This window comes from Frankia sp. CcMO1, assembly GCF_977945845.1.
The window spans coordinates 9,210-15,126 of sequence record NZ_CDWTMG010000109.1; the positions used below are offsets into that span (position 1 = coordinate 9,210).

Annotated in this window: 5 protein-coding genes and 1 pseudogene; 3 read left to right on the top strand and 3 right to left on the bottom strand. The window is 66.4% G+C overall.

The features are described from left to right. Window positions 1-118 precede the first annotated feature (118 nt). Together AC08OU_RS14230 and AC08OU_RS14235 are read left to right on the top strand one after the other, a co-directional pair. Window positions 119-859 (top strand): metal ABC transporter ATP-binding protein, encoded by a 741-nt coding sequence (locus AC08OU_RS14230; protein ID WP_476601915.1) that lies wholly within the window; start codon window positions 119-121, stop codon window positions 857-859. Beyond that, window positions 856-1,728, top strand: coding sequence for a metal ABC transporter permease (locus AC08OU_RS14235; protein ID WP_476601916.1), 873 nt, complete (start codon window positions 856-858; stop codon window positions 1,726-1,728). Before AC08OU_RS14230 ends, AC08OU_RS14235 begins: the two co-directional genes overlap by 4 nt. A gap of 111 nt (window positions 1,729-1,839) precedes the next feature. Here the strand turns inward: AC08OU_RS14235 and AC08OU_RS14240 are convergent, their stop codons facing one another. Then, window positions 1,840-2,595 (bottom strand): metal-dependent transcriptional regulator, encoded by a 756-nt coding sequence (locus tag AC08OU_RS14240; RefSeq protein WP_476605086.1) that lies wholly within the window; start codon window positions 2,593-2,595, stop codon window positions 1,840-1,842. 860 nt (window positions 2,596-3,455) lie between these two features. Here AC08OU_RS14240 and AC08OU_RS14245 point away from each other — a divergent pair. Continuing rightward, window positions 3,456-3,902: a hypothetical protein gene (locus AC08OU_RS14245; RefSeq protein ID WP_476601918.1), complete on the top strand. Its 447-nt coding sequence runs from the start codon at window positions 3,456-3,458 to the stop codon at window positions 3,900-3,902. Between the two features lie 159 nt (window positions 3,903-4,061). On the opposite strand, the gene AC08OU_RS14250 is transcribed toward AC08OU_RS14245, so the two are convergent. Beyond that, window positions 4,062-4,823: an ABC transporter permease gene (locus tag AC08OU_RS14250; RefSeq protein ID WP_476601919.1), complete on the bottom strand. Its 762-nt coding sequence runs from the start codon at window positions 4,821-4,823 to the stop codon at window positions 4,062-4,064. Beyond that, window positions 4,820-5,911 (bottom strand): annotated as a pseudogene (locus tag AC08OU_RS14255) (ABC transporter ATP-binding protein). The gene AC08OU_RS14250 and the pseudogene AC08OU_RS14255 overlap by 4 nt, the downstream one beginning before the upstream one ends. Between the last annotated feature and the right edge of the window lie 6 nt (window positions 5,912-5,917).

A 5,917-nucleotide genomic window follows, 5' to 3' on the forward strand; every position in this document is an offset into this window, starting at 1 on the left:
TTCATTACGTCCCCTATGTCGCTTCTCTCTCCAAGGCCGACGGGCCGGTACCGACCTACCTCGACCTGATCCGCTACGACGCGACCACGATTATCAACGGGCTCACCGGGCGGACCTCGTGACCGCGGCGATCCAGGTTCAGGAGGTCGTCGTCCGTTACGGCGGGGTCCTCGCCCTCGACGGCGTGTCCCTCACCGTCGAGCCGGGGCGGGTGGCCGGGTTGATCGGGATGAACGGATCCGGCAAGTCGACGCTGTTCAAGTCGGTCATGGGTATAGTCCGCCCCGACCGGGGACGCGTGCTACTCGACGGTGCCGAGCCTGCCGTGGCGCGTAAACAGGGCCTGGTGGGTTATGTGCCACAGAGCGAGGAGGTCGATTGGGCCTTCCCTGTCTCCGTGCGCGACGTTGTGATGATGGGCCGCTACGGCCACCAGAACTTCACCCGCCGGGCGCGCCCGGCCGACCACACGGCGGTGTCCGAGGCGCTGGAGCGTGTGGAGCTGACCGAGTACGCGGACCGGCAAATCGGACAGCTCTCCGGCGGGCAGAAGAAACGCGCGTTCGTCGCCCGCGGCATCGCCCAAAATGCGCAGATCATGCTCCTGGACGAACCCTTCGCCGGGGTCGACAAGAAATCCGAAGCCACCATCGTCCGACTACTCAAGGAGCTCGCCGCGGACGGCCGTACCATCCTGGTCTCCACCCATGACCTTCACGCCCTGCCACAGCTGGCCGACGAGGCGGTGCTGCTGCTGCGCCGAGTGCTGTTCCACGGCTCCGTGACCGAGACACTCAGACCGGAGAACCTCGCCCGCGCGTTCGGACTCGACGTGCTCGAGCAGAAGTACGTCGCATGAACCCGCTCGATCTGCTCCTGGATCCGCTGCAGTACGACTTCATGGTCCGGGCTCTTGCCACCACCATGATCGCTGCTGTCGTCTGTGCCCTCCTGTCGTGCTGGCTCGTGCTCGTCGGCTGGTCGCTGATGGGTGACGCGGTCTCTCACTCCGTCCTGCCCGGGGTCGTGATCGCCTACATCCTCGGCATACCGTTCGCGATCGGTGCGCTCGTGTTCGGGTTCCTCTCTGTCGCGCTCATCGGGACGATCCGCGGAACCAGCCGGGTGAAAGAAGACGCCGCGATCGGGATCGTCTTCACCACCCTGTTTGCGCTCGGACTCGTCCTCATCTCGATCACCCCGAGCCAGACCGACCTGAACCACATCGTCTTCGGCAACATCCTCGGCGTCTCCACCGCGGACCTCATCCAGATCGGAATCCTCGCTGCTGTCGCGTTCGTCATCCTTGTGCTGAAGCGGCGTGACCTGACGCTGTACGCGTTCGACCCGACTCACGCCCACGCTATCGGCCTGTCGCCGCGGTTCCTCGGCACGCTGCTGCTCGGCCTGCTCGCCCTCACCGCCGTGGTCGCACTGCAGGTGGTCGGGGTGATTCTCGTCGTGGCGATGATGATCATCCCTGGCGCCACCGCCTTCCTGCTCACCGACCGCTTCGGACGTATACTCGTCATCGCCCCGGCGATATCGGCCGCGAGCTCGGCGATGGGGATCTATCTCAGCTACTGGCTCGACGCGTCCTCCGGCGGGCTCGTCGTCGTCGTCCAGGGCGTCGTGTTTGCACTCGTCTACCTGTTCAGCCCCCGCCACGGGCTGCTTGGCAAACGACTGCTCGCTCGGCGGCACCGGGAGTTCGTCTCAGCGAGCTGACCCGCAGCCGACCCGCGACCCAGCGATCAGGAGGAACCTCGGCTCACCACACTGGCACCACTCGGAAACCGCCTTCTTCACCCTTTCGAAGGTAGGTGGGCCGCTCGGAAGCTAGTTCATTGATCCGTCGCGGCCCGCCTCGGCCGTGGTCTCGCACCCGTGTCCCGGGCCGGCCTCCCGCAGCGGAGCCGGCCCCGAGGAGCTCACCGTGACGCACACGGCGTCCGTCGCCGACCGGCCAAGAGCCACCGCCTCATCGCGGCCTTCCACAACCACCTCCACCGAATCCGAGTACGGTGCCCCGGCTCGCACCTCCAGCACGGTACCGATGCCAATCCCACGCTCGGCGAAGAACTGCAACAGGCCCACGTCCGCGTCCGAGATCCGCTCCACACGCGCGTGCGCGCCCGGCCCGATCCGAGACAGCAGGACCGCATCCGGTACCCGCACCGTGCCGTCCGAGCCCGGGATCGGATCACCATGTGGGTCGCGGGTGGGATGGCCGAGGTATTCGTCGATCCGGTTCACCATGAAGTCCGACACCGCATGCTCCAGCGTCTCGGCCTCATCATGCACCTGATCCCACCGATACCCCAGCACCTGCACCAGGAACGACTCAATCAACCGGTGGCGGCGCACCATCGCCACCGCATGCACCCGCCCCTTCTCTGTCAGTGACACTGCCCCGTAGGGCGCGTGCTCCAGCAGACCCTGCTCAGTAAGTTTGCGCACCGCGTCCGACGCCGTCGACAGTCTCACCCCCACCTTCGCTGCCAGTGTCGAAGGCGACACCGGCACCCCGGACCACTCCTGAAGACTCCAGACCACCTTCAGATAGTTCTGACTGCTCGCCGAAAGCTCCGACACCGACATGCTCGCAGGCTACCAAGCACCGAACTACGCCAATCCGAACTCTCCGTGAGAGCACGGCCAATACGACTCGACTTTCGTGATAATGCTGCTCGTCGCGGCCGAACCCCTCATCTACTGAGCCATCAGCACCATGGTCCGGTGTATCGACCGGCGCACACCCCCCCAACGCCCGGGACCCCGACCGCTACGAAGAATCGTCTGACCAACGATCTCAAACATCTTCCCAACCCCCACCAAGATCCAGAAAACCCAACCTTCAGGTCAGGATTCCTGAGCCAAGATCTTGGCGCGGGACAGAACGGAACTTGTCAAGATCTTTGAGGTAAGATATTTTGTGAATTAGCCTAATTGTGATTTTTGTGGAACGATTTCCGATCTCTCGGGAACACCCGAGTCGGCCGGCTCAGCCTCGTCGGGCTTCCGGTTGATCCCGGCCGGCTTCGGGAGCGGCGGCGGGACCGGAGGCCGGTTCACGAACCGCTCCGGGTGCGCGACACAGGCCGCGTCCAGGACACGGCCGCGCGGCCTGGACGGCCTGGACGGCCTGGACGGCCTCGGCCCGGCCGAAATGCACGACCGCCGACGCGAGATACCCGGTGCCAGAATTCCTGTGCTCATGATTGTACGTATCCATTCAGGGATGCAGGTTCCAGCACCCCTGAATGGATACCTGCCCGCCAGAGTCACAGAGGCGGTCCGGTGGTTCTCGTAGTCGTTCCCGGCGCGAGGCGGCAGGTCGGTGTGACCCGACACCGCCGGGGCATCCCGTCAGGGTGAGCAGACACACCCGCCGGGGTCGAACCGACAGCAGCCGAACCGACAGCAGTCGGGCTGACGGCAGTCGAACCGACCGGATGAGCGGGAATCGTCCGGCCGGGGGCCGCCGAGAGGACGACCGCACGCAGCCCGACCTCGACGACACGACCGCTGACGCGGTCGGCAAGCTCAGCGAGGCGCTGGAGTGGGTTGAACGGGCCCGCGGGGCGCTCTACGAGTTCCATCAACTCTCCGGGCGGGCCGATCTGATCCTCGCGGAGGCGATTAGCGGTCTGGAGGACACCGGACACGCCAAGATGGCCGCCTATGTACGCCGGGAGCTGCACGGACGCAACGTCCTCGACGGGCGGTGGACCTTCCAGATCACCGAGGAGTACGACGACATCTACTACCGCCCCTTCGTCGCCGTGGACGAACAGGTCCGGCTGCGGCTCACCGGTGGGATGCGCCACGTCCACGAGGCTCGCATGAAGGCCCAGGAGCGGGCCCGCGCCGGTCGGGACCTGTGGGGCCCTGGCGCCTGACCTGCGGTCCACCGGTCGCCCACATCGGGGCGACCGGTGGACCGCGGCTCCAGGCCTGAAGGCAACCCGCCGGTGCGTTCAGGTACTCTGATGATCACAGATACTCAGATAACCACGGCTTCAGAGCTCATGCCGATGGAGATCGCACCTCGGGTGGGCTCAGGCGTCCCGACGCTTGGCCAAGACGAGCCCGATGGCGAACAGGCCGAGGCAGATCGCGGCAAAGTAAGCGAGGGAGCCCCAGGGGCCGAACGGCATCCCCTCGACCACGGGCGGGCCGTTGGAACGCTCCACCTGCCCGGCGACGATGAAATCGTCACCGGTGGTGAACGGCAGCCAGTGCTGGATATGGTCACCGATCCGGGGGATCGCCGGCAGCAGGCTCTCTCCGAGGAACAGGTAGACAAGCGTAATCACGATCGCGCCCGCCGATTGCCAGATGATCAGCCCCAGAGCCAGCGCGAAAATCGCCGCGAACAAGTAGACCAGACCGACACCGAAAACGTTACGGTACTCCTGCGCCGTGTCCAGAGCCAGGGGGGCATCCGGCTTGATCAGCTTGGCGACGCCCCAGGAGGCGATGGCGGTGATCTCGCCGACGATCCCCGCGAGCAGGGAGACGACGGCAGCCTTCGCGAGCAGTGCCGGCGTCCGGGTGGGCACCGCGAGGAACGTGGACCGGATCGTGCTGAAGCGGTATTCGGTGGTGACCGCCAACGTGGCCATCACCATCATCACCACGAGGCCGAAGTTGTAGGCAAACTGGGTGACGTTCGGGGTGAGGCTGGCGAGGTCGTCACCGTTGGTCGCCGCCGCGAAAATCGAGGTCAGCCCTACGGTGAGCGCGGTCGCCAGGATCATGCACCACCACGGTGAGCGGGTCGAGAACAGCTTGATCCGCTCGACGGTGAGCAGGGTCATCGTCCAGTCCCCCCTCGTGCCGCCTCGGCCGAGGCCGACGGACCGCCCCCGGCACCCACACCACCGTCGACCGGCTGGCAAGGTGTCCCGGCCAGCGGACCGGCAGCAGTTCCCGCCGGCACGGGCCCCGGCGGAGCACCTGTCGCCGACCGGCTGGCGCCCGGCCCCGGCGTCCCGGCGTGGTACTCCACCTCGCCGCCGGTCAGCTGGATGAACGCCTGCTCCAACGAGCCGCACTGCGCCGCCAGCTCGTGCAGGACCAGCCCGATCCGACCGGCCAGCTCGCCGACCTGCTCGGTGCTGCTGTTCGACACGAGGAACGCCGCCGGACCACCGTCGTCGGCGGCGGCGTCCCGAACCGCGAGGCCCTGACCGGTCAGCACGCCACGCAGCCGCTCCATCTCCGGCCCGCGGACCCGGACTGCCGACTCGGACGCCATGTCGATGAAGGCATGGGTACTGGTCTGGGCGATCAGCCGCCCGCGACCGATGACGACGAGCTCCTGGGCGGTCAGCGCCATCTCGGACAGCAGATGACTGGAAACGAAGATCGTCCGCCCCTCGTCCGCAAGTCGATGCATGAACTAGCGAATCCAGAGGATTCCCTCCGGGTCCAGCCCGTTCACGGGCTCGTCGAAGAGAAGGACCTGCGGGTCACCCAGCAGGGCCGTCGCGATCCCGAGACGCTGTGCCATCCCGAGCGAGAAGCCACCCGCCCGCTTGCCGGCGACCGGGGTGAGCCCAACGATCTCCAAGACCTCGTCGACCCGCTTCCCAGGAATTCGGTTCGCCGCGGCCATCCACCGCAGGTGCGAGCGGGCGGAGCGGTTGGGATGCACCCATTTCGCTTCCAGCAGCGATCCGACCTGGCGGAGTGGTTCCTTCAGCTCGGCATATCGCTTGCCGTCGATACGGACCTGGCCTGCGCTCGGATTATCGAGCCCCAGGATCATCCGCATTGTAGTGGACTTTCCCGCACCATTCGGCCCCAGGAAGCCGGTCACCTTGCCGGGCTGCACCGTGAAGGACAGGTCGTTGACGGCGACCGTACGTCCGTACCGCTTGGTGAGCCCTTGCGCCTCGATCATTCCGGG